Genomic DNA, 25,210 nt, shown 5'->3' with positions numbered 1-25,210 from the left:
GTAATTCTATTATATGAACACGATCCCTCCGAAAGAAGATAAATGGGGGCCGCGGATCATTCGTTATTGTCGATTTGAGCTCTTTGTAATTTCCCACTGTAGTCAACATAAATACTTTTCCATTCCGTATATACATCAAGCGCTGCCTGACCTGAATCGCGGTGTCCGTTCCCTGTTCCCTTCGTACCACCAAATGGTAAATGAATTTCTGCACCCGTTGTTCCTGCATTAACGTAAACAATTCCTGTGTCTAAAAGTTGCTGTGCCTTAAACACTTTATTAATATCTTGTGAGAAAATAGAACTTGATAGACCAAATTTCACACTATTATTCACTTCGATTGCTTCGTCTAAGCTAGCTACCTCAACGATGCTAATAACAGGTCCGAAAATCTCCTCTTGCGCTAAAATGCTATCCGGTTGCACATTTGTAAAAATCGTTGGTTCAAAATAAAACCCATTTTCATAAGCCTCAGTATTTAAAATTTGTCCTCCTATTAGTAAACTTGCCCCTTGTTCCTTACCAATTTGAACATAATGATTAATTTTTTCGAGTGCCGCCTTGTTGATAACTGGACCGATTTTAACGGATGGATCTAAACCGTCTCCAATCGTCAGTTTTTTCGTCTCTTGTATAAGCTTTTCTTCAAGTTGTTCCTTCACATCACGATGCACAATAACACGGCTACACGCTGTACAACGCTGGCCTGCCGTTCCAAAAGCACTCCATAAAATTCCTTCTACTGCGAGTTCGATATCTGCATCATCCATAACAATGACGGCGTTTTTCCCGCCCATTTCAAGCGATACCTTTTTTAAATGCTTGCCCCCGAGTTCCGCTACTTTACTTCCTGTTGCAGTTGAGCCCGTAAATGATATTACCCGAATATCTGGATGCTCAATCATCGCCGTTCCAACAGTAGGTCCAGAACCAAATACAACATTCACAACACCTTTTGGTAAATCAACTTCTTCAAAAATTTTCGCCAGTTCGTAGGCCATCATTGGCGTTTCATTTGATGGCTTCCATACGACCGTATTCCCTGCAATAAGTGCCGGGAAAGTTTTCCACGTCGCGATTGCAATCGGGAAATTCCACGGCGTGATGAGTCCTGCAACACCAATCGGAGAACGCACACTCATTGCGAATTTATCCGGCAATTCAGATGGGACCGTTTCCCCAAACAAACGTCTTCCTTCTGCTGCCATATAAAGAGCCATATCAATGCCCTCTTGAACCTCGCCCCTTGCTTCTTCTATTACTTTTCCCATCTCACGTGTCAATGTTTGTGCAAGATGTTCCTTTTTTTCTTTTAATTTAAACGCAATGTCATATAAATATTGTGCACGCTTTGGCGCTGGTATTTGTGCCCATGCTTTTTGTGCTACTTTTGCTTCTCGTACAGCTAAATCGACTTCAACCTTCGTAGATAATGGTAGTGTTGCAAGCTCTTCACCATTTGCTGGATTAATTACAGGTATTCTTTGCAAAGTTGCTTCTTCTACCCAATTCCCACCGATAAAATTTAAAAGCTTCATTTTCTCCCACTCCATTCAAAGTCATTCATTTTCACTCTAATTATTCGACATTTTAGCCTTTAAACCCTTTTTTACTCAATTAATATTTATCCCCTCATTTACTAGCTGTCCAGACACCGACTGAATGAAGATGAAACCCACCGATAAACGCTAAAATAATTTCGCAAATTTGAAACTTCTTTTCAAATGGATACGTACATATAATCAAGAATGTTTTAAATTCAGTTAGCAATAATGAATTACTGTACAATTAGAAAACCGAGGAGGAATTTAACAATGAAAAATCACGAAATCGATTTCAAACTATATGGTGACGATATGCAATTTGTAGAGGTTGAACTCGATCCACACGAAACAGTCGTTGCTGAGGCAGGAAGTTTAATGATGATGGAAGACAATATTCAAATGGAAACTGTTTTCGGTGACGGTTCAAATAATCAAGGCTCAGGCATTATGGGCAAGTTAATGGGCGCAGGAAAACGATTGATTACAGGCGAAAGCTTATTCATGACTACCTTTACCAACTCAGGCATGGGCAAACGTAAAGTATATTTTGCAGCACCCTATCCAGGTAAAATTATTCCAATGGATTTAAGTCAAATGGGCGGCAAAATCATTTGTCAAAAAGATGCGTTTTTAGCAGCTGCAAAAGGCGTATCAGTTGGCGTAGAATTTCAACGTAAACTAGGTGCAGGTTTCTTCGGTGGAGAAGGTTTCATCATGCAAAAGCTTGAAGGAGACGGCATGGCATTCGTTCATGCAGGCGGTACAATTTATGAACGTCGATTACAGCCAGGAGAAACATTGAAAATCGATACAGGATGTTTAGTCGCGATGACACAAGATGTTAACTATGATATTCAAATGGTTAGCGGTGTAAAAACAGCATTATTTGGCGGGGAAGGCTTATTCTTTGCGACACTTTCTGGTCCAGGTACTGTTTGGGTACAATCCTTACCATTCAGCCGCTTAGCAAGTCGTGTCTTTGCAGCAGCACCAGTCACTCAAGGTGGTGGCGGAAGAAACTCTGATGAGGGCGGTATTGGCGGATTATTTAATTTGTTAAACAAATAAAAATGAAGGTCGATTTTCTAGTAATATAGAATATCGGCCTTCTTATTTACATGTATTGAGGTACAATCAATTACGCTTCTGCACCCTTGTGACAACAGTTAATCCTTCAGCATCGTGTAGATCCCATTCCCTACTAAAACGAGTGAATGATTTCCTCTAGCATACCTGCTGCAGATTCAAGGGATTTTGTGGAGTTGTCCATTTCTTCAACAACACCTTTTATATCATGTACCTGTTCTCCAACATTTTGAAAATCCCCGATCGTTTTATCTACTGCATGCGTAATTTCCTCAAACGTTGCGATGGAATGCTCATTTTGTTCAAGACTTGTTTGAACGAGCTGTTGAACTTGATGAATCGATTCGACAACGTTTGTCGTGACAGTTCCAGAAACCGCAATGAGTCCCGCAATTTGCTCCACCGAAGTTTTCGTCTGATCTGCTAACTTGCGCACCTCATTTGCCACAACTGCAAATCCTTTTCCATGCTCTCCTGCACGTGCAGCCTCAATTGCCGAGTTCAACGCGAGTAAATTCGTTTGACCCGCAATTCTTTTTACCATTTCAATCACGGCAAAGATTTGGGTTGATGAAAAATCTAACTCCTCCACCATTGCCGTCATTTCCACCGTCTTTTCATTAATTGTACTCGTTTGCTGACTCAGTAGTACCATTTGATGATATCCGTCTTGTGATGCATACTTCGTTTTGGTCGCCCTTTCAATACTTTGATGCACAAAATCATCCACCGCTTTCGTATTATCAATTAAATCTAAAACAATATTACTTGTATTGCCTGATTGCTGTTCTAAATCCTTTGAAATACCCCCTGCAAGCGTTTTTACCTCTAGCTTAATTTGTTGTTGTTTTTCCTCAAGTAAGCTTGCTGAAACTTTTTCATACTCCTCTAAAACAAGCTGTTGCTCAAAATTACAAAACTTCCCGATAGCCTCCACCATTTTAGCAGTATCTTCTGATGAGAAATTGGCATTAAAAATAATTTTCTGTAGTGCACTTTCTAATTTTTGAAATGCTGCCAAGTACCACTTTGTCGTCAATCCAATTCGCACATGCATTAGCGCCACTCGACGACGCTTTTCTAAAAACGGGTTGTCAATACACCCTTCAAACATTTCCAACACATGGCGACGCAAAGTATGACGCAATCGTTCCGTTGAACTATGTTGATTAATAATCGTAAGAAAATGTGGAATACGCTCAATCGCACTATAAAACGCTTCCACAACCTCTCGAATATAAACTTCAACATAAGGCTTCGCAATATGAATTAATTTTAAATCCTCTACTGATAAATTGATTACTTCGAGCTGCAATAAACAATCTGGATCATTTATGAATATCCCTACGTTACTAAAATCTCTAGTCACTTCCTGTTTACGATATTTTTTCTTCAAAGAAAACATACGCTATCACCTCAAAACATCCCCGTTATTTCCCATATTACTTTTAATATAGGAGAACTGATTCGATATGACAGTGAACTTTCTCACACTAATAACGAAAAAACGCCAAATTCCAAAGAATTTGGCGTTTTTTAGCGTTTATACTGCTAAAATGAAAATTAATACAGCTGCAAGTACAAGTCTGTAAATCGCAAATGGTGTTAATTTTACTTTTGCGATAAGCTTTAAGAAGAACTTAATCGAAATTAATGCAAATACAAAGGCACTAATAAATCCGACTGCATAAAATCCTAAATGGTCGAGATTAATTTCATCCCAGTGTTTCAATAATGACAAGCCACTTGCACCTGCCATAATCGGAACTGCCATAATAAATGTAAAGTCTGCAGCTGTTTTATGGTCTAATCCAAACAGTACCCCACCCGAAATCGTTGAACCTGAGCGTGAAAATCCTGGCCATAACGATAAACATTGAACAAGTCCAATTTTAAATGCTTTCGCATAAGAAATTTGATCTAATGACGTAATTGACGGTCTTTTTGGTCCAAATTTATCCGCAATAATCATGAAAATCGCCCCAATGATTAAGCCGACTATGACCGTTTTGATTGTAAATAAATTTTCATCAATATAATCCTCGAATAATACACCAAACACGCCCGCTGGAATAATCCCAATAATGACATGCGCTAAATTAAAATGCGATGATTTTTGTCCTTCTATTTTATAAAGCCCAATTATATTGAGCAGGCGCTTCCACATCACAACGACAACTGCCAAAATCGAACCGAGCTGAATAACAATTTTAAACGTATTCGCTGAGCTCGAGCCTAAAAAATCCTTCGTTTGTAGCCACATATCATCGACAATAATCATATGTCCCGTAGAGGATACTGGCGCAAACTCCGTCATCCCTTCAACAAATCCGAGGATGAGTGCCTTTAGTAATTCAATCCATTCCATATTCTTTTTTGCTCCTTCTTACTTCTTAATTTTGTGTAAACTTCAGATCAACCACCCATAATTCAGAGCGACTTCCGATTCGTGTCGGTGGTCCCCAAAATCCATAACCGCTTGAAACAAGTGCGTGCATTTTTTTCTTCTCTAAATGACCATAATCCAGTTCAAATATTCGCTTTGTAATGAGATGATTCGGCCACATTTGCCCTTTATGCGTATGCCCCGAAACGTGAAAATCAACACCGAGCTTTGCTGGCTCATCTAAATCATTCGGCGTATGATTCATAACAACCCATGTCAACTGTTCATTTTTCGGCTTTAATGCCTCTAGCGCTAATCGTTTTTTTTCCGTAATATCTTCACGTCCTGTTAAATAAAAACGATTATTTATCAAAATGGTTTCATCCATTAAAATTTGCACATGCGCATCTTTCATTGCCGCTTTAAATTGAGGGATTTCTTTGCCGTAATATTCATGATTTCCAAGGATTCCATAAACACCATATGTCGATTCAAGCTGTTTCATCACATCGCCCATACCGTTCTTAAAAAAACGACGCGGAGAATCATCTACAATATCACCCGCAAGTAGGACAACATCGGGCTTTTGCGCATTCGATAAATCAACAAATTTTTGTAAATGCCCTTTATGTGAAAGTACCCCTAAATGGAAGTCTGATGCCATGACAACTCGCATATCTTCCCCCGGCTTATCGACTTCAATCGTCAAATACCGCACGACCGGTGAATACGCATTGTATGTACCTAGTATAAATAAAATAATTAATGTTACAACCGCGCCCGTACCAACCATCTTCGTGGAAAGTGGTGTCCATTTAACAAGTATGTTAGCAAGGATACATAACACAATACCGTATTGCAATACAAACATCCAATAGCTACCAATTACACTGAATGGCGATAAACTAGCATGGAATCTTCCTATTATAAAGCCAAACGCAACTAAATATAAAATGAACCAAAAAACTACTGGCCAACGATATAGATGAAACGCTTGTAGCAACGCCTTTAAATTCCAACCAATATAAAACGTAATCAAGCTATAAATAGTGATGGCGAGTCCTGCATAAAAAAATTTCACCTGTGAGGCACTCCTTTCAAACTGTTACTACTATTAAAATGTAATTTTACTATATTTGCACTTCATTATGTTCATTTTATTGTATATCTATTACACTACGTAAAAAAAAAGCTATCACATGACGTCTTTCATGCGATAACTTTTTAAAGTTAATAGTATGTCTATTGAATTATTTATCCGCTCTTACCAACACAGTCACCTTAAACAGGTCACCATCTACAGCAACATCTAATTGACCACCATGTAAATCAACGATCGACTGTGCAATTGCAAGACCGAGACCAGAGCCTTCTGTATTACGCGATGTATCGGCACGTTTGAAACGCTCCACTAACTCTGTGGCATCTTCATTTAACTCATATTTCGCCACATTTTTTACTGTTAGTTCCGCTTCACCATTCACTGTTTTTAAGTTAACATATACGCGTGTTTCCTCAAGTGAATATTTGCGCGCATTAATAATTAAATTATCAATGACACGCCACCACTTTTGGCCATCAACATATGCAAAGATTGGTTGCTCAGAGATGTTAACACGTAAATCAATATTGGCAGCAGCAAAATCTTCTTCATGCTCACCTACAGCTTGTTGTAACAGCTGCACTAAATCAACGCGCTGCTTCGAAATTTCGATGTTGCCACTCGCCATTTTCGATACTTCAAATAAATCTTCAATCAATGTTTTCAAACGCGATGATTTCGCATCTAAAATCGAAATGTATTTCGCACGTTCTTCTTCGGTAATATCCGGATTTTTTAATAAATCGGTATACGTAATAATCGATGTTAATGGCGTCCGCAAATCATGACTCACATTCGTAATCAGTTCCGTTTTTAAACGCTCGCTTTTTGCTTGTTCTGTTACACTGCTGCGAACGCCTTCACGCAAGCCATTTAAATGAGCTGCATGCTGAGCAAGTGGGGACTTCCCTCTCACCTTTAAATCATTCGTCAAACGCCCTTCCGCCATATCTTTTGTATGGCTCATAATACGGTTTAAGTAACCCATATGGCGCATAAAAATAAACAGCGCTGGCATTAAAAACATGACAAACAAGAACATATAAAAGAGCAATACACCAAAGGAATGACTCATAAATACTACCGCTAAACCAAACCCTCCAAGGTATACAACAACTAGCAATATAAGTGACTGAATACCAATTGTACGATTACTAAACATGCCTATTGCCGCATTAATGAGTTTGGAAAGGAAAGTCTTCTCCCAAACTTGGTCGATTGCCGTAATATTCTCCATTCGGTCCCAAAGCCACATAAATAAGTAAACCGTTACGATAAATCCAATGTAGCCAAGTACAAAATAGATAATAAAATCAAACCTATAAACGCTATATATTCTCTCACTATAATAAGCAATGGAATGAATCGAACGAATAAAATCACTTATAAAAATACTTGTCAAACCACCAATACCACCAATAATAACAACTGCAATATCAAGAGGTAAGCTTTCAAAATAGTTATATGCTTTTGACTGAACGATAAACTGTTTCCTCGTAGGCTCCAGGTGTGTCATTAATAACACAAAACTTACAAAACCTAAAATGATTAAAACGTAATAACTATATTTCGTTATATTAAATGCTTCAATACTATTCCCAAAATCCGTTTTCGATAAAAGTGATTTAGGAATTGTTATTTCTCCGTAAAAATGAGAATTGTCCTTATTTATTTCAAACGAGCTGTTCTTTAATCCGATGTCATCATTATCATATAGATTAATATAGTACGTCGATGTCGGTATATACCGGTTTGTACGATCAATATTGAACTCATATGCAGCAGCTGCTCCTACATCCCCTTTACTAAATATCTCGCCTGTTTCTTTATTTGTAATATTATATGCGTAATAATTATAACTTCTTAAAAACTCCTGTTTATTTTGCTCATAGTTTGCTAATACACCATCTAACGCTTTCTTTTTTAGCTTTAAGATTTTCGCTTTGACATGTTCATCATCTTCAAAGTTTTTGCGAATATCAGCAATTTTAGCATCTCGCTCTTTTTCAATTTCCGTTGTCACTTCAGCATCCTGAGCACCATCTACATTCATCTTATATTGATCTTTAATATTTTGAATTTGTTCTGATAAAGTTCCATAATACGTACGATAATAATCAATTTCTTCATCCGTAACCGTTAAGACTTCATTTTTATCTTCTTCAGTTATCGTATTCAGCACATACTTCGCTAGCCCCTCCATAAAATCGTACGTTTCACCGTCAAACGAATTCGTTTCATAATACGTTTTTCCAAAATAACGACTACCTTGCGTAAAAATCATAATAACGGCTGTTGCTACAATAAACATAAGAAAAAGCTGGAGGTGCATTTTTGATTTTTTCATTTCTTTCCCCTCCTATAAGAAATATGTGAACTGCTTCATCGTTGGTATAAAGCGTTCTGTTATATATTCATAAAAATAACTTCCTAAAAAATAAATACCAATTCCCGCGCCAAATACACCGAACAATGTGAAAAGTTTATTTTTCAATTTTATAACCTAATCCCCACACGACTTTTAAAAAGCGCGGATTTTTCGGGTCGACTTCAATTTTTTCACGGATTTTTCGAATGTGTACCGCGACAATATTTTCAGCATTGTATGCTTGTTCATTCCAAACAAGTTCATAAATTTCACTAATTGAAAAAACGCGTCCTGCATTCTTTAGTAAGAGCTCTGTAATTTTATACTCAGTCGGCGTAAGCTTCACAGGCTCCCCTTCAACACGAACTTCTCTTGCCGCAACATCAAGTTCCAACCCAATCACTTGCTCAGATGGTTCATCATACTCGCCCAAATCTACATAGCGTCGTAACTGCGATTTCACACGCGCCATCAGCTCTAACGGGTGAAATGGTTTCGTAATATAGTCATCTGCCCCTACTGATAGTCCGTGGATTTTATCACTTTGCTCAGCCTTCGCACTTAACATAATGATTGGAATATTACGTACAGCACGAATTTTGAACGTCGCTGTAATTCCATCCATGTTTGGCATCATAATGTCTAAAATAATTAAATGGACCTCGTTTTCTTCTAGCAACTTAATCGCTTCAAGCCCATCTGCTGCCTTCAACACATGATAGCCTTCGTTTTTCAAATAAATTTCGATTCCGTCCCGAATATCCTGATCATCATCCGTTACAAGCACAGTTAGCTTTTTCATATGCTCACCTCACAACTTTTTCTTATACCTTTATGTTAAATCGTAAATCTTAACTTCCGCTCATGCAAATTATGAAGAATTTCTTAAGATTTTTGATTATTTTACTGTATTTCTTAAGATTATTTATTCGCTTGACCTTGATTATAAGATTTTCTAAATAGGTTGCAAATTACATTAGATTAAATAAAATAGCCCTCCACAATTTCGTGGAAGGCTATTTTTTATAAAACATAAGATTTCGTCACATTATTCTCTAATACCACACGGAAAATAAATGCTCCAATCTCATTCTTAATACTAGTTATATTAATCAAGTGGACGAACTTCAATTGGAATTAATGAATCTTCTAAACGTTCACGGTGTTGTTCATATTGTGCAGGTAGTTTTAAATTTCCCCCCATTGTTTCAGCAGTTTCATCATGTGCAAAACCTGGAGGATCCGTTGCAATTTCAAATAATATTTCTCCTGATTCGCGGAAATAAATAGCATTGAAGTAATTGCGATCTTTTACTTCTGTCACATGTTGCCCTTTAGTCATCGCATGTTTTTGCCATTCAATATGATCTTCGTTGTCATTGGCACGCCAAGCAATATGGTGAACCGTCCCAACGCCCATTGATCCTCGGACACCTGTTACCATTTTCAAATCAATGATATTTCCAATGTCAGCAGTTGCTTTAAATCGTGTAAAGTCACCTTCATGACCAATCACTTCTAGACCCATTACATCAACCAAAGTTGTTGCTGTTTCTTCTGGGCGACTTGAATAAAGTATCGCGCCACCAAAACCTTTGATCGCAACATCTTTTGTCACGCCACCAAATGTCCAAGTATTTTCTTCGCCACTTTCACGTTCAACGATTTCTAGATGTAATCCATGTGGATCATCAAATTGCATATAGTTTTCACCAAAACGTGTTGTTTCTGTATATTCGATATTGAATTTTGTTAAACGACTTTTCCAGAAACTCATTGCACCAACTGGCACAACATATGTTGTAACCCCTACTTGTCCATCTCCAATTCTCCCTTTATATGCATTTGCCCAAGGGAAGAATGTAATGATTGTCCCAGGTTTACCGCCATTATCTCCAAAATATAAGTGATATGTTCCTGGATCATCAAAGTTTACTGTTTGTTTTACAAGCCGCAACCCTAAAACACCTGCATAAAAATCAATGTTTTCTTGTGGATGCCCTACAATCGCGGTAATATGATGGATTCCTGTTGTATGTTTTATCATGTTTATTTCCCCTTTTCATTAATAGTATTTTCTTAACGAACGACATTATTCAATTTTTATCACTATGCTTTTATAACTTTTTTATAACGACTGAGGACACCCTTCAATTAAGCTTGATAACAATTTGCTCAATCTTTATATTTTAAAGAAACATGTGCATGTTCCCATACACATGTTGTATATTGAAAACTCGAAATTATCGGATCGTTTTTAATGCAGTAGTCCATGGAACCACTTGGTCTAACATTTCATTTACTGAGTCTTGTTGGTGTACAGCTGGTTTGAAGTCTGTTCCATTTTCAAAATCAGTGAATAGTGATAATGCTGGGTGTACACGCACATCAGCCACTAATAATTCCCCTAAAATTCCGCGTAAATGTTCTGTTGCTCGAGCGCCACCTACTGATCCATAAGATACAATACCAGCAGCTTTGTTATTCCATTCTTCACGTAAGTAATCTAATGCGTTTTTAAGTGCTCCTGTAATGGAGTGGTTGTATTCTTGTACGATGAATACGAAACCGTCTTGAGCGCCTACTGCTTGTGACCATGCCGCAGCACCTGAAGCATCTCCACCTGTTTCACCTAATAAAGGTAATTTGTAATCTGCAATATCGATGATTGTATAATTTGCATCCCCACGTGCATCCGCGATTTCTTTTACCCAAGCACCTACTTGAGGGCTTACACGTCCTTCACGAGTTGATCCTAAAATAATACCGACGTTTAACTTTGTCATTGTTTTTTCCTCCCCTTTTTCAATTAAATATATTTTTATTTGGGCTCTCACTTTATCTCAAATAAAGATATCTCTAATTCGAGATAATAATATCACTTTAACTTTTATCCGTCAATAACATTACCCTAAAATTAGTGGATTTTTTCACCTTTGAATATTTTTTAATCAAACTTTGTTGTTGATTCTTCATTTACCAAAAGAAAAAGCTACTTCTTTTATGAAGCAACTTTCCGTGCACCTATTGTTAATACGATAATTCCACTAAGTAGCAGGCCTACACCAATCCATGAAGTCGCACTCAAATACTCGCCGACTAAAAACACACCAAGCATCGCAGCTGTTAAAGGTTCAGCCAAGCTAAGTGTCACAGCAGCGGAGGAACTAATTTTTTGCAAACCACCTAAAAATAGAAGATATGCCAAGCTTGTTGCAGCGATTGCCATAAACAACATCGCCCATAAGTTATTCCCTTCATAAATCCAGCTTAATCCGTCACGTGCTGCAAACGGCAATAAAAATAAGGCGCAAATCGTAAACGTCATCGCTACAGCAGGTAATGTTTCCTCTTTCTTCATTAACTGCTTACTTATATTTGTATACAGTGCAAACATGAAACCTGCACATAAAGCGAGTACTATGCCAAACGGATCGATTACTGCCTCCCCGCGATTCACGAATAATAGGACACAGCCCGTAATTGCAAGCCCCGTCGCCATTCCCCACACTCGAGTCGGATGCACTTTCCAAAAGAACCATTCAATCAAGCCCGCAAACACCGGCGCACTCCCGATTGTAATCACGGTTCCAACCGCTACGCCTGTATAACGTACAGACGTAAAAAATAAGCTTTGGAATAAGGCAATAGTCAGCGCCGCTAAAATCGTCCATTTCCACGACCACGTGCGAAAATTGATTTTTCGCATCGCCAAAACGATTACTAATAATAGCCCGCCACCAATTGCCGAGCGAACACCTGCTACGCCGAATGATGAAATTCCTTCAGTTAAAAAAGTTTGCGTCGTTCCAACCGTTCCCCAAAGCATCGCCGCAAGCAATACAAAAACATACGGTAATAAATTCACTACGAACATCCTCCAATTAATTCCATCAAAATTATCTCTATGCTATCATACTTGTCCCATCATATCGAGATGAAGTTTCCTTGAAAAATGATTATAATAAAGGTAACACTAACTAGAAGGAGGTCACCTATATGTATAAATCTGTTGAACAAACAGCACGCGATATCGGAATGCCCGAACATCAAATTTTAAAGTACATTTATGCGGGTCGTATTAAAGCCGTTCCAGACGGTGACGATTATTTAATTAACAGTGCGCAATTTGATACGTACCATCTTCACCTCGAACGAATTAAAGAGGAAATTGAAATTTGGAAAAACACACCGATTCCTGAGGATATCGATGTAAAAGATGAGGATTAATTTTAAATACGTTTAAATAAAAAGGAATTCCGCCCGCTCTTATTCAGCAGGCGAAATTCCCTTTTTAATTCTTCATAATCACGATATTTTTATATAATCAGATTAAATCGTTACCGTAAACCCCGCGCGCTTCCCAATAATTTCTGCATAATCCTCTACCATTACGCTTGCTGTTGGATACATTCCTGCGCCAGGTCCTGTAATCGATAACGTCCCAATATAATTCGTTTCCATTGCCACCGCATTGAACACGTCATCTACCGGATAAAGCGGATGCTCTTTATCAACTAACAATGGTGATACTTTCGCATGAATCTCACCATTTGCACGCTTTTCTACCTCTGCTACATGACGATAGCGTAGCCCTTTTTCTGTTGCTTCTGCTACTTGCGCTGCTGTAATTTTTTCGATACCAATTACTTCTACGTCCGACCAATTCGGTTGTTCATCAAATGCTAGGCTCGATAAAATCATCAGCTTTTTAAATGCATCTTGACCAGAAACATCATTAAATGGATCTGCCTCTGCATAGCCTAAACTTTGTGCTTCTTTCAATGCATCATCAAAGCTCCAGCCTTCTGCACGCATTTTCGTTAAAATATAGTTCGTCGTTCCGTTCAAAATTCCTTGTACACGACTCACATCATTTACTAGTAAAATATTTTTCATCGTTTTAATAATCGGAACACCGCCTGCAACTGATGCCTCATACCCGACGAATACACCGTTTGCCTTTGCAAGTGCCTCTAATTCTGCACCTCGCTTAGCAAACATCACCTTATTCGCTGTAATGACATGACATTTATGTGCCACTGCCTGCTTCAAATAGCTAAATGCTGGCTCTTCATTAACAATCGCTTCAAATACGACTTGTAAGCCCTTTTCAGCAAGTACTTCATCGATGCTTTCTGTCATTAAATGATGCGTTCCTGGCACGCGTTCACGACTTGCATCCGTTACTAAAATTTTTGTCACTTCTAACTCCACGCCCAACTTCTCGCGGAGCTCCTGCCTCTTTTCATTTAAAATATGATAAATCCCTTGACCTACTGTGCCAAATCCTAAGATCGCTGCCTTAATTGTTGCCATTACAATTCATCCTCCAAATTCCTTATAAAACATATCTATACGCACATTTCATGATAAAAATCACAAATATTCTCACCCAACGCAATATAGACGAACTATTCCAATAATTTATATATAAAAATTCTATCTTATATATTACATGAAAACAAGATAAATCTCTCCTACAAGGACATTTGTTTTCTGTAAATGGTCAAATTTCATTCAAATCTACTTTTGAATGAGCAAATTTTGTACTTAAAAAGACGAAAAACGTATCCTGACCTGAAGCCAAAATACGTTTTTTAAAATTTTGGTAATTCCCCCATCAAATTATACCGCAATTTTTACACGATCAAAATTATGTAAATGATAAACGTTTAATATCTTTTTCATTAATAACTGCTCTTTTACTGTGAAATTGGGAATCGCAATTGGACGCTGTACAAGTTGGAACTCACCATATTTTAAAAACCATTCCTTTGCTGGTTCCAAAAGATGCGCTGTACCATGTTCCTCGTACTCCTCTGCCACTTCCTTCACAACAAAGCCTACTTCTGATAAATGATGGATTGTTTCTGAGAAAGCACAGTGTCCAAACACCTTTTGCCACATCATTTCTACATCCGCCAAAATTCCTTGAATCGTCATTGCATTTACAAATTTCTTTAGATCATTTAGTTCGTAAATTATATATGCGGCCACATTTTGTGCACTGTATACATTTCCCATTTTAAAAAACTCCTTTTCATTTATTAAGATTACGTACTTGCGCAAGGGGGTTCACTATTTGCAAGTACGCTATTACCAAGTAGTTTAAACGATGCTGCAACATAATTTACATTACTTGGTTTATAATCCTTATTCTATTACTCGGTTTTAACTTTGTCAATAATACTTATAGAGTTACTTGGTTTTAATTTCAGCAACTTGCCCCTAACGAAATGATGAAAGGCGGACAAGTTTCTTCTACTATAATCAATTACGCCTCGGCGTAATTGTGTCCAGATTTTTTCGAGCTTGCTTTGCTCGAAAAAATTCCTTTTAAAAATCTGTGACATCCGCCAGAGGCTAACTTGATTCATCAGGGGTTTAACCCCCTGATGAATCAAGTTAAGCTTGAGTTTCTACTTCTAAAGTAGACGCAACTTTTGCTAAAGCTTGTTCTAAATCTGCAATAATATCTTCCGCTGCTTCTAAACCGATCGATAAGCGAATGAGCTCCTCGGATACACCAGCCACTTTTAATTCTTCCGCTGATAATTGTTGGTGTGTTGTCGATGCTGGGTGGATAATTAATGAACGTGCGTCCCCTACGTTTGCTACGTGTGAGAATAATTCCACGTTATCAATGACTTGACGACCTGCTTCACGTCCACCTTTAATGCCAAATGTTAAAATCGAGCCAAACCCATTTTTCAAATACTTCTTCGCTAATTCATGTGAAGGGAAATCTTCAAAGCCGTTATAGTTTACATAGTCCACGAATGGGTGGTTACGTAAATATTCCGCTACTTTTAATGCATTTTCATTATGGCGTACGATACGCAAATGAAGCGTTTCTAGCCCTTGTAAAAAGTTAAATGCTGCGTCTGCTGATAATGTTGGACCGAAATCACGTAACAGTTGAACACGTAGCTTTGTGGCAAATGCAGCCCCTGCTGTATCAATTCCGTAACGAAGTCCGTGATATGACGTATCTGGCTCTGTAAATCCTGGATGACGTCCTTGTGTCCAATCAAATTTCCCTGCATCCACGACAATACCACCAATTGTCGTACCGTGACCGCCAATCCATTTCGTAGCCGAGTGAATGACAACATCCGCGCCAAATTCAATTGGGTTCCCACCATATGGCGAAGCAAATGTGCTATCGATTAATAATGGTAATCCGTTTTCATGTGCAATTGTCGCAACTGCTTCAATATCTAACACATTTAAGCTTGGGTTCCCGATAATTTCTGCAAATACAGCCTTTGTTTTATCTGTAATTGCACTGCGGAAGTTTTCTGGGTCTGTTTCATCCACAAATTTCACCGTAATACCGTAGCGTGGTAATGTTGTGGCAAATAAATTATACGTACCACCGTAAAGCGATCCTGCTGCAACAATCTCGTCTCCAGCGCCTGCTAAGTTTAAAATTGAAAAGGCAATTGCTGCTGCACCAGATGAAAGTGCTACTGCCGCTGATCCCCCTTCCAATAACGCAACACGTTCTTCAAAAGCACCTACAGTAGGGTTCATAATACGCGAATAAATATTGCCCGCTTCTTCTAATGCAAATAATCGCTGCGCATGAGCAGTGTCTTTAAATGCATAAGCCGTTGAACGATAAATTGGTACAGCAATCGCACCCGTTACAGGATCTGGCTTTTGTCCACCGTGTAATAATAATGTTTCTGGTCGTAAATTTGTCATGAATAATAACCTCCAAAATAGTTTTCGATGGTAAAGTCGGTGTTATAGAGGAGGAGTTTTTTTGAATGAAAAAAAACCCTCTTCAGCTAAGAAGAGGGTTTGCAAATGAGCAAGTTTGCCTCCTCTTATCTTTCAAAATGCACATTGCATTTTGTAGGAAGTAGCACCTTAGTCAGTTCGTCACTCACTGGTTGCCGGGCATCACAGGGCCTATTCCCTCCGCCGCTCTTGATAAGAGTATGTGATTCATGTTCCATCGTTGTTTCACAGTATAAAACAGATCCTACCATTCCGTCAACAGTTAATTTAAAATTTTCTGATTTTCATATATTTTAAGATACCTCTCGAAACAAGTTAGTTGGAGTCGTGCCCGCGAAAAGCGGCCGGATCGGATTGGAAATCTACTCCACCTTTTTCGGAAAGATTTTAAAAGTTGGATTCTTTAGTTAAATATATATAAAATAAACTTAAAGGAACGTTCCTTAACTTTTATTTTTACATAGGGGGAGAATTTCACATGCAAACAAGAGAACTTTTACGTAGTCACACATCGGTTCGAAAATATTCAGGTGAACAAATTTCAAAAGAGACAATTGTTGATTTAATCGAAACTGCACAAATGGCGGCTAGCTCACATTTCGTACAAGCGTATAGTGTTATTTGGGTCACGGATGAGGAGAAAAAGGCAAAACTAGGTGAGTTATCCAAAAATGATTTCCAGTTCAAAACAGCGGGAGCTTCCTTCTTATTTTGCGTGGATTTCAAGCGTCTACAAGTTGCCGGTCAAAAACACGGTGTTGATATTGTAACGGATTCAGCAGAAAACTTACTTGTTGGTGTAGCGGACGTTTCATTATTCGCACAAAACTTTGTCATTGCAGCTGAAGCGATGGGCTACGGTATTTGCTATATTGGTGGAGCGCGTAACAATCCTGCTGAAATTAGCGAGCTATTTAATTTACCAGATCATGTATTCCCGTTATTTGCGATGACGATTGGTACGCCGACAAAGCGCAATGAAACAAAACCTCGTCTACCAGTAGCAGCGGTATTACACGAAAATAGCTATGATGTAGATCAATACGAAACATTATTAGCTGACTATGATGCCATGATGGAATCTTACTATGCAAGTCGTTCTTCCAATCAAAAGATGGCGACTTGGACGAAGCAAATGGCGGATTATTTAGTTGATCAAAAACGCCCATTCATGAAAGATTTCCTTGCAACAAAAGGCTTTACGTGGAAATAATCGCATCACCCCACACCATTTTAACACTCTGTTAACATGGTGTTTTTTTAAGCTTAGTAGCATGCCTTTTTAACTAATAGAATCAGTACTTTGCATTCACTCTTTTATTATGATTAGATATTTTAGCAATTCATATTACTCATTACGACTGAGGTTTTTTATGCTATTTTTTGCTATTATAAAGTGACTCATGTTATTAGGAGGTAGAGGAAATGTCGACTCCATTCATTGCGAAATCATTAGAGCGTCAACATTTGAAATCTGCTCGGAAGTATTCACTAATCATTTCTGATATTAATGTTGCATTAACTAAAATCCATCATCAAATTACAGATCAAATAGAACACTCAAAATATGAAGCTGTCACTGCATTTGCCAACCAATACATTGCCCATACATCCATTTGGCAACTTAAATTTGTGAGCAACTTTGAAAATCCTGAAGTGGTACTCATGCAAATTTTCCATTTAGACTATATTTTCAAAAATGAGCCTACTGATCATTTTTCAACCGAGCGAGAACTGTTAAACTTGCAATGGCAAAAGTTCGCGGATGTCATGCTATATACAGAACAACAACTTCAACTGCGTGAACAAAAAATGCTTCACTATATTCAAAATTACTAATATATATAAGAAAAGGCAGAGACGCTGTATCAACATCTCTGCCCTTTCCCTTTTTATATTCTTTTACAAACCTTCGATAATAATGTTTTTTACAGGTTGGAACTGTTCGCCAGTTTTTGCATACGTCATAACGATGCGGTCACCCTCTTGTAAATAAATCGCAAGTGGTACGATTTCTGAACTTACGATAAAGTTTTCACCCGAATTCATTAAGAATGAAACGAGTGTAAAATTACCGACACGCTCTTTATACACACGAACAACCTCACCTGTTACGGTAGCTTCTTCCGCTTTAGATGTGCCATCCACTATACTACTGCCACTATTTAAAGCCGTTTTATATAGTCTTAATGCCTCTTTTGGTGTGGAAGCAAAGGCTTTAACTTCAGGGTTCGCTGCGGAAACGATGAAATAATTTTGTAGGAAACCATTTGCATCAAGTACACCGGTTAACCAGCTCGCCTCGCCATAGAAGTTATAAAGAATTGGCATTTCGCCTTCCCATTTCTTCTCGATAAATTCCTTTTCAATAATTTGCAGTGCCCCTTGCGAATCCATGTATGATTCTTCTAAATTGCCCGTATAATATGTTGCCGCGCCTGTACGAGCATGCGTCAACGAATAACCAAGCATGGAATCAATACCCTCTTTTGGACTTGTGAAATCGGTGAAATAATACATTTCGCCATCTTCCATGAAAATCGGGCTAACATTTGCTTCCGTTCCTTCATCACTCGGTAGCTTAACATCTTTCTTTCCGACAACACTATTCCAATATCCGTGTACATAGTTCCCGTAATAACTATTTTGCAAGCTCACTGTTTCCGGAGACACCGCCCCATCGATATAGTCTGGTACATCCGCTAACGCAAGCTTTTCCGTCTGTCCCGTTTTTGCATCAACTAGTACGATTCCTTTTACATCAAAACCATTACGTGCAGAAATAAATTCACCGTAGGAGCGAATATAAAACGGCTTCCCATCCTCATCAATTTCTAATTGTGGCTGACCATAAAAAATGAGTGTTGGGTATTGTAAACGAATATGACGCTCTAAATTTTGATTTAAAAATGCAGATGGAACATAGCTCATTTCCGATTGAATAAATTTCGGATTATCACTTGAATCTGTCGCGCTCATTGTGAAATAACCCGGCGTTGTTTTTCCATTAAACCATTTGAAAAAACCTGAAAACTCGACTGGTGCAATATACACATACTCGCCATTTACTTTTTGAATTTGCAAACGACCAATTTCGTAATAGCTCGTATTTGGCACCTGTCCGAAAGCTTTTTTCATTTTATTTTTCACAAACTTTGGCGGTACACTTGCCGGCTTTTTCGTTTCATCAAATGCCTCGATTTCTACCTTCTCTTCCATTTGTGAGGACTTAAATTTTTGCTCAGCATTTAATAATGGTGCACTTATCAAATAAGCGACCCCTAAAATCCCGACTAGGACAATCGCTGATTTTAATTTTTGCTCTAGCCCTCCCGATAAAATCGCTCCGGCTAACGCGGCTACAGGTAGCACATATAAAAAAGCTGTCCAATTCAAATCAATTTTAGATACATAAACCGTTGTAAATACTAAAATAAAACTAATAACAAAAACGACTATAAATATAACAAATAGATTCTTTGACGATAATTTCCCACTTTTCACTTTCCGAGAAATTGGTATGATTAATAGTGTCATAATAAACGAACCAATTAAAGCAATTAATAAAAGTTGTCCCATGGTGACCCATCCTTTCTTTGTATTATTTACGAATAACTAGCTTGAAAGATTCATAATTACAATAAAAAAATGTTTTAGGAGGAATATTTATGGCGCGAAAAGTACTTATTTCATTATTTTTGATATTCGGCATTTATTATGTGTTTTTCATCAACTCCATTGATCCATCGGTAGTAATGCTCTTTAAATTAATTCCAATGCTGCTCCTTATTACGCTCGCATTTATGACAAAGCTCCCGACCAAACTCCCTTATCATTGGCTTATTTCGATTGGGCTTATCTTTTGTGCGATTGGTGATTATACGCTGCAATGGTTCATCGTTGGACTCTGTTTCTTTTTAATTGGGCATATTTTTTATATTTTTGCATTTCGCACAACCAATAATGCAAAGCCACCACTTTTCGTACAAATTTTACTTGGGGCATACGGTCTGTTTATGGTGGTGTGGATTGCAGGTTCCGTATTCAAAGGTGGAGAAACTATTTTAGCAATCGCCGTTGTTGCTTATATGATGGTCATTTTTTTAATGGGATTAACTTCATTCCGAACGGGAAGTCCATTTGCGATAACGGGCGCTTTATTATTCATTGCATCAGATTCCGTTTTAGCCATTAATAAATTTATGTTTGATGTTGCCTACTCACACCAACTTATTATGTTTACGTATTACGGGGCGCAATTTTTCTTCATGCTTAGCATTGTTCAATACTTCAATATTCGAAATAAAGTGGTACAATAAGTTCAATCAATCGATTATACTAAGGAGGCTTTTTTCATGAGCATGAAAGAACAAGTTATCGAGCGTTTAGTTCGCTACGTAAAAATTGATACACAATCGGATTTCAACTCAACAACGACACCGTCTACACAAAAGCAATTTGACTTATTGTACATTTTAAAAGATGAGCTTGCAGAAATCGGCTTAACAGACATTACATTAGATGAAAATGGCTACCTTTTTGCTACACTTGAATCCAATACAGATAAAGACGTACCAACAATCGGCTTTTTAGCACATGTTGATACAACAACGGATTACACAGGGACAAATGTAAATCCACAGCGCATTAATGACTATGATGGTAAAGCGATCACATTAAAAAACGGTTTAGTCATGACTCCCGAATACTTCCCGAATTTAAAAAACTATGTTGGTCAAACATTAATTACAACAGATGGCACAACTTTACTCGGTGCGGACGATAAAGCGGGTATCGCAGAAATTATGACAGCTATGGCCTACTTAGTGAAAAGTCCTGACATTAAGCATGGTAAAATTCGCGTGGCATTCACACCAGATGAAGAAATTGGACGCGGCCCACATAAATTTGACGTGGAAAAATTCGGTGCGGACTATGCGTATACGATGGATGGCGGTCCACTTGGAGAATTACAATTCGAAAGCTTCAATGCTGCAGGTGTAAAAGTTACGACTCGCGGTACGAATATCCACCCTGGTTCGGCAAAGGACAAAATGGTTAATTCAATTGCCCTTGCAATTGCCTTTCAAAATGAAATGCCAAAGGATGCCGTTCCAGAAAAAACAGATGGCTACGAAGGCTTCATTCATTTAATGCAATTTAATGGGGGGATTGAGGAAACGACTCTGTCTTATATTATCCGTGACCATGACCGCGCAAAATTTGAAGAGAAAAAAGCATACATGGCTGAAATCGGCAAAAACATGCAAGCCACGTATGGTGAAGAGGCTATTACTGTTGCGATGGAAGATCAATACTACAATATGGGTGAAAAAATCGAACCTGTTATGGAAATTGTCGACATCGTCAAAGAAGCATTTGCGAAGTTCGATATTACACCGATTGTTGAACCGATCCGTGGCGGTACTGATGGTTCTCAGCTTTCTTTCATGGGCTTACCAACTCCGAACATCTTTGCTGGTGGCGAAAATATGCACGGTAAATATGAATTCGTATCCGGTGAAACGATGGAAAAAGCAACAGAAGTCATTATTGAAATCGTTCAACTATTCGAAGCACGCAACTAAAAAATTTCCATGGAGTGATTCTTTTCACTCCATTTTTTTGTATAATTAATATCTGAATATTCTTTAAATACAGGAGGTGCGTTATGAAAGAAATATTAATCGGCATTATTGCAGCTCTATTTTTTGCTGTTACATTTGTTTTAAATCATTCGATGGAGCTAGAAGGTGGAAGCTGGTTATGGAGTTCTTCCTTACGCTATTTCTTTATGCTTCCTTTTTTAATCGCTATTGTCGCAATACGTGGGAAAAATGGCTTTCGCATCCTATCTAATGAGATGAAAGAAAAACCAGGTGCTTGGATTATTTGGAGCTTTGTTGGCTTTGTATTGTTCTATGCCCCACTTACATTTGCAGCAGCTTTTGGTCCAGGATGGCTCGTTTCGGGGACATGGCAATTCACGATTGTTGCGGGAGTTTTATTAGCGCCATTATTTGTGACATTCATTGCCGGAAAGCCTATTCGTTCTAAAATCCCAGTCATTTCATTAGGAATTTCCTGCATTATTTTAATCGGAATTTTGCTTATTCAAATTCCACAAGCTAAAATCGTTTCTACAGAAAGCTTGTTGCTCGGTATTTTACCTGTGATTGTCGCAGCTTTCGCATATCCTTTAGGCAATCGAAAAATGATGGCGATCTGCGATGGACGGATTGATACATTTCAACGTGTGCTCGGCATGACAATCGCTTCGTTACCTGCTTGGATTATCCTTGCGATTTATGCGCTATTCACGGTGGGATTACCTTCAGGAAGCCAAGTACTCCAATCCTTACTAGTTGCCGTATCCTCTGGTGTTATCGCGACCATTTTATTTTTCATCGCAACAGACCGCGTACGACATGACCAAGGGAAACTTGCAGCAGTAGAAGCAACGCAATCTACAGAAGTGTTATTCGCAATGGCTGGCGAAATGATTTTATTAAGCATCCCATTACCCGCGCCTCTCGCGTTAATCGGACTTGGTGTTATTATCGGCGGTATGCTGCTACATAGCTACCACACAATGCTTGTAGGTAAAAAACAATTGCAATTAGAGAAAAATATGACGTAATTGAATCAAGTAAAATTTCAATCCGTGGAAACCTTTTCTTCCACGGATTGTTTGTATGCTCGAATTACGGACATTCAGGTAAAAAAAATACCCGTATCCGCAATTGAACACAGGTATAAAAAGGCCTTCCATACCGGAAGAAAAACTAGAAAAAAATAAAGGATGGAAAAACTCTGTCTGACAATACTCGCCAAACCACGTTCTAAATGAGGGGTTCAGAACGCTATCTTGAACTAGCAAACTTTTTGGAGAAAAGAGGCTAAGTTCAATCTTATTTGTACTGAATTACAAATAAGCGTACATGAAAATGATAATCATTATCGTTAAACTTGTCAATATTTTTCAAATAAGTGTGTGAAAATGTTATAGTAAAGGTATCCACTAGTGAGCCGTTCACTAGTACCAAATAATTATTAAAGAAAAGGTGAGATCTATGCCTGCACTTTCCTACGATCAAGTACGTCAACTTAATTCATATAGTATTTATACAGAAGAGCCTACACGTCCACTTTTCACTTTGGCAAACCTACATAAAGACTTTTATTTAACCGACTTTAGAAACTTAATGATGGGCGTAACAAATGCCGCAACAGAAGCTGCTGCCATTTCTCATTTCGGGCGTCGCTATGGCATGTTCGTCGCTATGCAATTTTATATGCTAACGACCTATGATGAAATATGGGACGGGAAACCTGAGGATCTGCGCTTTGCTATTGTCAATGAATTCGGAATCCATACATTAGGTATGTATATTAATCCAATTGATTTTCGTTATGTAGAGGATGATGAGCGCGAAAAAGTGATGACTGATATTCTATATAAAGCATCTGTCATCATTCAGCAACTCCGCAAAACAACATCCATTTCCCCACTTGTTTTATGGGAAAATATTTTCGGTTATATGCTTTGGCACTTCCATACACTGCTTGAAAATCCAGCACTTTCGGATCGCGCATTCGAGGACTTGGAAATGCTGGAAGATAAAAATATATGGCGCTATTTCTCAGATAAGTCGCTGTTTCTCAAATACACAGGAGGTAAAAACCCTTCTCAGCTTATCAACGCACCCGTTCGGAAAAGCTGCTGTTTCTCTAAGGATGTCCCGGGCTTATTAGCTTGTGGCTTTTGCCCATTAAAATAAAGAAGAAAACGTCCTCGCTCTATTTAAGCAAGGACGTTTTTCATTTAACTATTCGCAGCGTTTTTTAATGTTGTTGTTAACACTTTGGTACCATCAAGTAAGCCCGCTTGATCAAATGTCATATGTGGATGATGGAGTCCTGGTGCTAAGTTTGCGCCAACACCGATCATTGTCGCCTTCAATTGTGGTTGCTTAATCGTATAAAAGTGAAAATCATCACTACCTGGTGTTTCAACAGCTGGCGCTAAATGCTCCATACCTAAAGCCTCAACAATGGAGGTTTCCGCTACTTTAGCCGCTTCTTTAGAAACTTCAGCACCTGGTGTCACATCAAGCCAATCCCACTTTACATCAATCTCAAACATTTGTGCAATTTGCTTTAAGCCCTTTGCCACATATGCTTGAATTTGCTCAAGCACCTCATTTTTTTGAGCCCGTACATCGATTGAAAAACTTGCATTCCCTGGGATAATATTAATACTACCGCCATCTGCAACGATTTTTGTCATTTTTGCTGAATATACTTCAAATGGATCAATATATAAGTTTTTTAACATTTGCTGTATCGCTACCGCAACATCAATGGCATTATTCCCTTGATGTGGGCGTGCACCATGCGCATCGATTCCTGTAATTGTACCGCTCAAAAATGCCGCCGCCCCATGATAAATTGCTGGAGAAACTTTTCCAAGTGGTAACTCCTCGATTGGACGTAAATGAACACCGAATAAATGCGTGACATCCTTTAGAACACCACGATCAACCATTGCCAGTGCACCACCACCCGATTCCTCAGCTGGCTGAAAAATAAAACGAATGCGCTTTGTTAATTTTTTATCCTTTAACTCTAAAAGAGCTCCAAGTACCATCGAAATATTTGCATCATGTCCGCAAGAATGGTTCGCCTTCATGACGCCATCCACTTCCTGCCATAAAGCATCAATATCCGCACGAACTGCAATAACTTCTTCCCCTTCACCAATCTCGGCGATTAATCCTGTTACGTCTTCAAAACGTGTATACTGAATGTGCAAATCATCTAAAATAGTTGCTAATTTTTCTGTTGTCTTATGTTCCTGCCAACTCACTTCTGGATGAGCGTGGAAATAATGGAACCATTCAAATATCATTTCCTCCGTCTTTCTAACACCAATCATGAAAAGCACCTCTAATATAATGTAATACTCCTAT

The 25,210-nt window shown here is 38.3% G+C and carries 23 protein-coding genes and 1 riboswitch; of the genes, 8 read left to right on the top strand and 15 right to left on the bottom strand.

Annotation, left to right across the window (positions count from 1 at the left end):
* Positions 1–56 precede the first annotated feature (56 nt).
* Entirely contained in the window at positions 57–1,538 is a 1,482-nt protein-coding gene (locus MHI10_RS02025; RefSeq protein ID WP_340782467.1) for an aldehyde dehydrogenase family protein, read from the bottom strand.
* Between the two features lie 276 nt (positions 1,539–1,814).
* On the opposite strand from MHI10_RS02025, the gene MHI10_RS02020 reads away from it, so the two are divergent.
* Complete coding sequence (locus tag MHI10_RS02020) at positions 1,815–2,612, top strand: TIGR00266 family protein (RefSeq protein ID WP_340782466.1); 798 nt, start codon at positions 1,815–1,817, stop codon at positions 2,610–2,612.
* A 133-nt stretch (positions 2,613–2,745) separates the two neighbouring features.
* On the opposite strand, the gene MHI10_RS02015 is transcribed toward MHI10_RS02020, so the two are convergent.
* The 9 genes from MHI10_RS02015 to MHI10_RS01975 all read right to left on the bottom strand — a co-directional run bounded on the left by MHI10_RS02015 (position 2,746) and on the right by MHI10_RS01975 (position 12,354).
* Entirely contained in the window at positions 2,746–4,035 is a 1,290-nt protein-coding gene (locus tag MHI10_RS02015; protein WP_340782462.1) for a globin-coupled sensor protein, read from the bottom strand.
* Between the two features lie 138 nt (positions 4,036–4,173).
* Complete coding sequence (locus MHI10_RS02010; RefSeq protein WP_340782460.1) at positions 4,174–4,998, bottom strand: undecaprenyl-diphosphate phosphatase; 825 nt, start codon at positions 4,996–4,998, stop codon at positions 4,174–4,176.
* Between the two features lie 25 nt (positions 4,999–5,023).
* Positions 5,024–6,097, bottom strand: coding sequence for a metallophosphoesterase (locus MHI10_RS02005; protein ID WP_340782458.1), 1,074 nt, complete (start codon positions 6,095–6,097; stop codon positions 5,024–5,026).
* Positions 6,098–6,266: 169 nt separating this feature from the next.
* Positions 6,267–8,465 carry a HAMP domain-containing sensor histidine kinase gene (locus MHI10_RS02000; RefSeq protein WP_340782457.1) on the bottom strand — a complete coding sequence of 733 codons (2,199 nt, stop codon included), beginning with the start codon at positions 8,463–8,465 and terminating at the stop codon, positions 6,267–6,269.
* A gap of 12 nt (positions 8,466–8,477) precedes the next feature.
* Entirely contained in the window at positions 8,478–8,612 is a 135-nt protein-coding gene (locus tag MHI10_RS01995; RefSeq protein ID WP_340782455.1) for a hypothetical protein, read from the bottom strand.
* Entirely contained in the window at positions 8,602–9,288 is a 687-nt protein-coding gene (locus tag MHI10_RS01990) for a response regulator transcription factor (RefSeq protein ID WP_340782454.1), read from the bottom strand. Before MHI10_RS01990 ends, MHI10_RS01995 begins: the two co-directional genes overlap by 11 nt.
* Positions 9,289–9,594: 306 nt before the next feature.
* Positions 9,595–10,533: a ring-cleaving dioxygenase gene (locus MHI10_RS01985; protein ID WP_340782451.1), complete on the bottom strand. Its 939-nt coding sequence runs from the start codon at positions 10,531–10,533 to the stop codon at positions 9,595–9,597.
* Positions 10,534–10,729: 196 nt separating this feature from the next.
* Positions 10,730–11,272 carry an NADPH-dependent FMN reductase gene (locus tag MHI10_RS01980; protein ID WP_340782450.1) on the bottom strand — a complete coding sequence of 181 codons (543 nt, stop codon included), beginning with the start codon at positions 11,270–11,272 and terminating at the stop codon, positions 10,730–10,732.
* Positions 11,273–11,487: 215 nt separating this feature from the next.
* Positions 11,488–12,354 (bottom strand): DMT family transporter, encoded by an 867-nt coding sequence (locus tag MHI10_RS01975; RefSeq protein WP_340782447.1) that lies wholly within the window; start codon positions 12,352–12,354, stop codon positions 11,488–11,490.
* Between the two features lie 131 nt (positions 12,355–12,485).
* Between MHI10_RS01975 and MHI10_RS01970 the strand changes: the two genes are divergently transcribed.
* Positions 12,486–12,716: a hypothetical protein gene (locus MHI10_RS01970; RefSeq protein ID WP_057988051.1), complete on the top strand. Its 231-nt coding sequence runs from the start codon at positions 12,486–12,488 to the stop codon at positions 12,714–12,716.
* A 102-nt stretch (positions 12,717–12,818) separates the two neighbouring features.
* Here MHI10_RS01970 and MHI10_RS01965 read toward each other — a convergent pair whose 3' ends face one another.
* The 3 genes from MHI10_RS01965 to MHI10_RS01955 form a co-directional block, all read right to left on the bottom strand.
* Entirely contained in the window at positions 12,819–13,805 is a 987-nt protein-coding gene (locus MHI10_RS01965) for a homoserine dehydrogenase (protein ID WP_340782443.1), read from the bottom strand.
* A gap of 309 nt (positions 13,806–14,114) precedes the next feature.
* Positions 14,115–14,513 carry a hypothetical protein gene (locus tag MHI10_RS01960; protein WP_340782441.1) on the bottom strand — a complete coding sequence of 133 codons (399 nt, stop codon included), beginning with the start codon at positions 14,511–14,513 and terminating at the stop codon, positions 14,115–14,117.
* Positions 14,514–14,894: 381 nt separating this feature from the next.
* Positions 14,895–16,199, bottom strand: coding sequence for an O-acetylhomoserine aminocarboxypropyltransferase/cysteine synthase family protein (locus MHI10_RS01955; protein ID WP_340782439.1), 1,305 nt, complete (start codon positions 16,197–16,199; stop codon positions 14,895–14,897).
* Positions 16,200–16,321: 122 nt separating this feature from the next.
* A riboswitch (SAM riboswitch) is annotated at positions 16,322–16,437 on the bottom strand.
* A 279-nt stretch (positions 16,438–16,716) separates the two neighbouring features.
* Between MHI10_RS01955 and nfsA the strand changes: the two genes are divergently transcribed.
* Together nfsA and MHI10_RS01945 are read left to right on the top strand one after the other, a co-directional pair.
* Positions 16,717–17,451, top strand: a complete 735-nt coding sequence (nfsA, locus tag MHI10_RS01950) for an oxygen-insensitive NADPH nitroreductase (protein WP_340782438.1) — start codon at positions 16,717–16,719, stop codon at positions 17,449–17,451.
* A 212-nt stretch (positions 17,452–17,663) separates the two neighbouring features.
* The gene (locus tag MHI10_RS01945) at positions 17,664–18,077 is read left to right on the top strand and encodes a hypothetical protein (protein ID WP_340782436.1); all 414 of its coding nucleotides are present in this window, start codon (positions 17,664–17,666) and stop codon (positions 18,075–18,077) included.
* Between the two features lie 63 nt (positions 18,078–18,140).
* Here the strand turns inward: MHI10_RS01945 and MHI10_RS01940 are convergent, their stop codons facing one another.
* A complete protein-coding gene (locus tag MHI10_RS01940; RefSeq protein ID WP_340782435.1) occupies positions 18,141–19,817 on the bottom strand; it encodes a hypothetical protein in 1,677 nt (558 codons plus the stop codon).
* Positions 19,818–19,906: 89 nt separating this feature from the next.
* On the opposite strand from MHI10_RS01940, the gene MHI10_RS01935 reads away from it, so the two are divergent.
* The 4 genes from MHI10_RS01935 (at position 19,907) to MHI10_RS01920 (ending at position 24,019) form a co-directional block, all read left to right on the top strand.
* A complete protein-coding gene (locus MHI10_RS01935; RefSeq protein ID WP_340782433.1) occupies positions 19,907–20,557 on the top strand; it encodes a lysoplasmalogenase in 651 nt (216 codons plus the stop codon).
* A 42-nt stretch (positions 20,558–20,599) separates the two neighbouring features.
* On the top strand, positions 20,600–21,826 hold the full coding sequence (gene pepT, locus MHI10_RS01930) for a peptidase T (protein ID WP_340789114.1): 1,227 nt from the start codon (positions 20,600–20,602) through the stop codon (positions 21,824–21,826).
* An 83-nt stretch (positions 21,827–21,909) separates the two neighbouring features.
* Entirely contained in the window at positions 21,910–22,878 is a 969-nt protein-coding gene (locus MHI10_RS01925) for a DMT family transporter (protein ID WP_340782432.1), read from the top strand.
* A gap of 433 nt (positions 22,879–23,311) precedes the next feature.
* Entirely contained in the window at positions 23,312–24,019 is a 708-nt protein-coding gene (locus tag MHI10_RS01920; RefSeq protein ID WP_340782431.1) for a Fe-S oxidoreductase, read from the top strand.
* A 44-nt stretch (positions 24,020–24,063) separates the two neighbouring features.
* Here MHI10_RS01920 and MHI10_RS01915 read toward each other — a convergent pair whose 3' ends face one another.
* Positions 24,064–25,176, bottom strand: a complete 1,113-nt coding sequence (locus MHI10_RS01915; RefSeq protein WP_340782429.1) for an amidohydrolase — start codon at positions 25,174–25,176, stop codon at positions 24,064–24,066.
* Positions 25,177–25,210 lie beyond the last annotated feature (34 nt).

The sequence above is a fragment of the Solibacillus sp. FSL K6-1523 genome, assembly GCF_038005225.1.
Classification (GTDB): Bacteria; Bacillota; Bacilli; order Bacillales_A; family Planococcaceae; genus Solibacillus.
The sequence above is the reverse complement of the archived record's forward strand: the minus strand, read 5'-3'. Positions and strand labels throughout refer to the sequence as shown.

Coding starts and splice junctions, on each gene's coding strand:
- MHI10_RS02025 (WP_340782467.1), bottom strand. CDS start 1,538: ATGAAGCTTTTAAATTTTATCGGTGGGAATTGGGTAGAAGAAGCAACT.
- MHI10_RS02020 (WP_340782466.1), top strand. CDS start 1,815: ATGAAAAATCACGAAATCGATTTCAAACTATATGGTGACGATATGCAA.
- MHI10_RS02015 (WP_340782462.1), bottom strand. CDS start 4,035: ATGTTTTCTTTGAAGAAAAAATATCGTAAACAGGAAGTGACTAGAGAT.
- MHI10_RS02010 (WP_340782460.1), bottom strand. CDS start 4,998: ATGGAATGGATTGAATTACTAAAGGCACTCATCCTCGGATTTGTTGAA.
- MHI10_RS02000 (WP_340782457.1), bottom strand. CDS start 8,465: ATGAAAAAATCAAAAATGCACCTCCAGCTTTTTCTTATGTTTATTGTA.
- MHI10_RS01990 (WP_340782454.1), bottom strand. CDS start 9,288: ATGAAAAAGCTAACTGTGCTTGTAACGGATGATGATCAGGATATTCGG.
- MHI10_RS01985 (WP_340782451.1), bottom strand. CDS start 10,533: ATGATAAAACATACAACAGGAATCCATCATATTACCGCGATTGTAGGG.
- MHI10_RS01980 (WP_340782450.1), bottom strand. CDS start 11,272: ATGACAAAGTTAAACGTCGGTATTATTTTAGGATCAACTCGTGAAGGA.
- MHI10_RS01970 (WP_057988051.1), top strand. CDS start 12,486: ATGTATAAATCTGTTGAACAAACAGCACGCGATATCGGAATGCCCGAA.
- MHI10_RS01965 (WP_340782443.1), bottom strand. CDS start 13,805: ATGGCAACAATTAAGGCAGCGATCTTAGGATTTGGCACAGTAGGTCAA.
- MHI10_RS01960 (WP_340782441.1), bottom strand. CDS start 14,513: ATGGGAAATGTATACAGTGCACAAAATGTGGCCGCATATATAATTTAC.
- MHI10_RS01955 (WP_340782439.1), bottom strand. CDS start 16,199: ATGACAAATTTACGACCAGAAACATTATTATTACACGGTGGACAAAAG.
- nfsA (WP_340782438.1), top strand. CDS start 16,717: ATGCAAACAAGAGAACTTTTACGTAGTCACACATCGGTTCGAAAATAT.
- MHI10_RS01945 (WP_340782436.1), top strand. CDS start 17,664: ATGTCGACTCCATTCATTGCGAAATCATTAGAGCGTCAACATTTGAAA.
- MHI10_RS01940 (WP_340782435.1), bottom strand. CDS start 19,817: ATGGGACAACTTTTATTAATTGCTTTAATTGGTTCGTTTATTATGACA.
- MHI10_RS01935 (WP_340782433.1), top strand. CDS start 19,907: ATGGCGCGAAAAGTACTTATTTCATTATTTTTGATATTCGGCATTTAT.
- pepT (WP_340789114.1), top strand. CDS start 20,600: ATGAAAGAACAAGTTATCGAGCGTTTAGTTCGCTACGTAAAAATTGAT.
- MHI10_RS01925 (WP_340782432.1), top strand. CDS start 21,910: ATGAAAGAAATATTAATCGGCATTATTGCAGCTCTATTTTTTGCTGTT.
- MHI10_RS01920 (WP_340782431.1), top strand. CDS start 23,312: ATGCCTGCACTTTCCTACGATCAAGTACGTCAACTTAATTCATATAGT.
- MHI10_RS01915 (WP_340782429.1), bottom strand. CDS start 25,176: ATGATTGGTGTTAGAAAGACGGAGGAAATGATATTTGAATGGTTCCAT.